A 1,679-nucleotide genomic window follows, 5' to 3' on the forward strand; every position below is an offset into this window, starting at 1 on the left:
CCGCCTCAGCCACCCGTCCAGCGTCTCCAGCACGCCTTTCGCTTCCGTGTACTGGAAGTACCCGATCCACCCGCGCAGCACCGGATTCAGCGCCGCTATTGTGTGAGTCAGGCTCCTCCCGCGTCCCTTGCGCATCAGCTCCTTGATTCGCCCAGTCAGCCTTTGCAGACTTTCCGGTGCAATACGCAGCTTGGCCTGACGATGTGCCGTCACGCTGTAGCCTAGGAACTTGCGCGCCCACGGGCGCCCGCACGTGCTCTTGCCCTCGTTGACTTGCAGTTTCAGCCGTTCCGCGAGGAACGCTGTCATGCGCGCCAATAGCTGTTGCCCTGCCACCTTGCTTCGGACGTAAATATTGCAGTCGTCCGCGTAACGGCAGAACGCCAGACCCCGCTTCTCCAGTTCACGGTCCCAGTCCGTCAGCAGAATGTTCGACAGCAGCGGCGACAGCGGCCCGCCCTGCGGCGTGCCTTGCCCCCTTGCCTCGACCACCCCACCACGCATCAGCCCCGCTTCCAGATACCGCCGGATCAGCTTGAGCACCCGGGCATCCTTCACTTGCCGTGCCACCCGCGACATCAGGATGTCGTGGTTGACCCGGTCGAAGGAAACCACCACAGACTACCCCTCTCCACCACGTTCCTGAATCTGTTGTCATCACACGATCCGGCCACCCGTTCGAGGGCCGGCGCCTCCAGGTCATCAGCCGACGGCAACGGGCCGGCCGATTGCACCTTCTGCTGACGCTTCCCGACCAATCACGTGGGCTGATTCCCGCCGACTGGACCGATTTCGCTGCCGCCTCCGGCAGCGTTTCCACAGGTACCAACGTCCCAACATCCGATGCGCTGGGCTCGCTTGCCGACCTGCTCCACGCTCGCCTCATCATTGACGCTTTGCTGCGCCAGACGGAACAGGAGAGCAACGATGCAACTGAACCTACCCCTTGCGGATCTGCCATCCGGCGACGACAGCCTGTGGGAACAACTCGATCCAACGACACGCGAGGCGGTAATCAACGGCCTCGCCCAGGCGATTGCGAAGCTCGTGAGCTACAACAACCCGCTGCCCCGGGAGAACAATGATGATTGACACCTCCAACAAGATCGGCCCCAGCCATTTGCAGCGCACCGCCTTCGTCTACATCCGTCAGTCCAGCGCCAGCCAAGTCGAGCACAATCGCGAATCGACGCAGCGCCAGTACGCGCTCGCGCAACGAGCCACCGCCCTCGGTTGGCCCGCGCAGCAGGTCAGCGTGGTCGACGAGGATCTGGGCCTCTCGGGCGCCAGCGCCGCGCACCGTGGCGGGTTCGCCCGCATGACCGCCGAAGTCGCGCTCGGGCACGTCGGCATTATTCTCGGACTGGAGGTCTCCCGCCTGGCGCGCAATAATTCCGACTGGTACCGCCTGCTGGACCTGTGCAGCATGACCGATACGCTCATCGGCGATGCTGACGGCGTGTATAACCCGGCGCTGTTCAACGACCGCCTGTTGCTCGGCCTGAAGGGCACCATGAGCGAAGCCGAACTGCACATCCTACGCGCGCGTCTGGACGGCGGCATCCGCAACAAGGCTGCCCGCGGCGAGTTGCGCCGCGGCCTGCCCACCGGACTGGTGTGGGGTGAGGCCGACGGCGAAGTCAGGCTGCATCCGGATGAAGCCGTCGTCGGTGCGCTGC

At 64.4% G+C, this 1,679-nt stretch carries 3 protein-coding genes and 1 pseudogene; 3 read left to right on the forward strand and 1 reads right to left on the reverse strand.

Going from position 1 to position 1,679, the window contains the following annotated elements:
- Nucleotides 1-615 (reverse strand): reverse transcriptase domain-containing protein (locus tag CF68_RS34560; protein WP_255351180.1); only part of this gene is annotated, 615 nt, incomplete at its 3' end.
- Between the two features lie 41 nt (nucleotides 616-656).
- Here CF68_RS34560 and CF68_RS39300 point away from each other — a divergent pair.
- The 3 genes and pseudogenes from CF68_RS39300 to CF68_RS34565 all read left to right on the forward strand — a co-directional run.
- Nucleotides 657-857: pseudogene (locus CF68_RS39300) on the forward strand (DUF5372 family protein); the annotation flags it as partial.
- 70 nt (nucleotides 858-927) lie between these two features.
- Nucleotides 928-1,092 (forward strand): DUF2264 domain-containing protein, encoded by a 165-nt coding sequence (locus tag CF68_RS38885; RefSeq protein WP_234824885.1) that lies wholly within the window; start codon nucleotides 928-930, stop codon nucleotides 1,090-1,092.
- Nucleotides 1,082-1,679, forward strand: a 598-nt coding sequence (locus tag CF68_RS34565) for a recombinase family protein (protein ID WP_235205989.1), incomplete at its 3' end; no start/stop codon positions are given. The genes CF68_RS38885 and CF68_RS34565, both read left to right, overlap by 11 nt.

Source organism: Cupriavidus sp. SK-4 (assembly GCF_000611125.1).
In the GTDB taxonomy this organism is placed as follows: domain Bacteria; phylum Pseudomonadota; class Gammaproteobacteria; order Burkholderiales; family Burkholderiaceae; genus Cupriavidus; species Cupriavidus necator.

Bases quoted from the DNA above. Each gene is read 5' to 3' on its own strand.
- CF68_RS38885 (WP_234824885.1), top strand. From the start codon at position 928: ATGCAACTGAACCTACCCCTTGCGGATCTGCCATCCGGCGACGACAGC.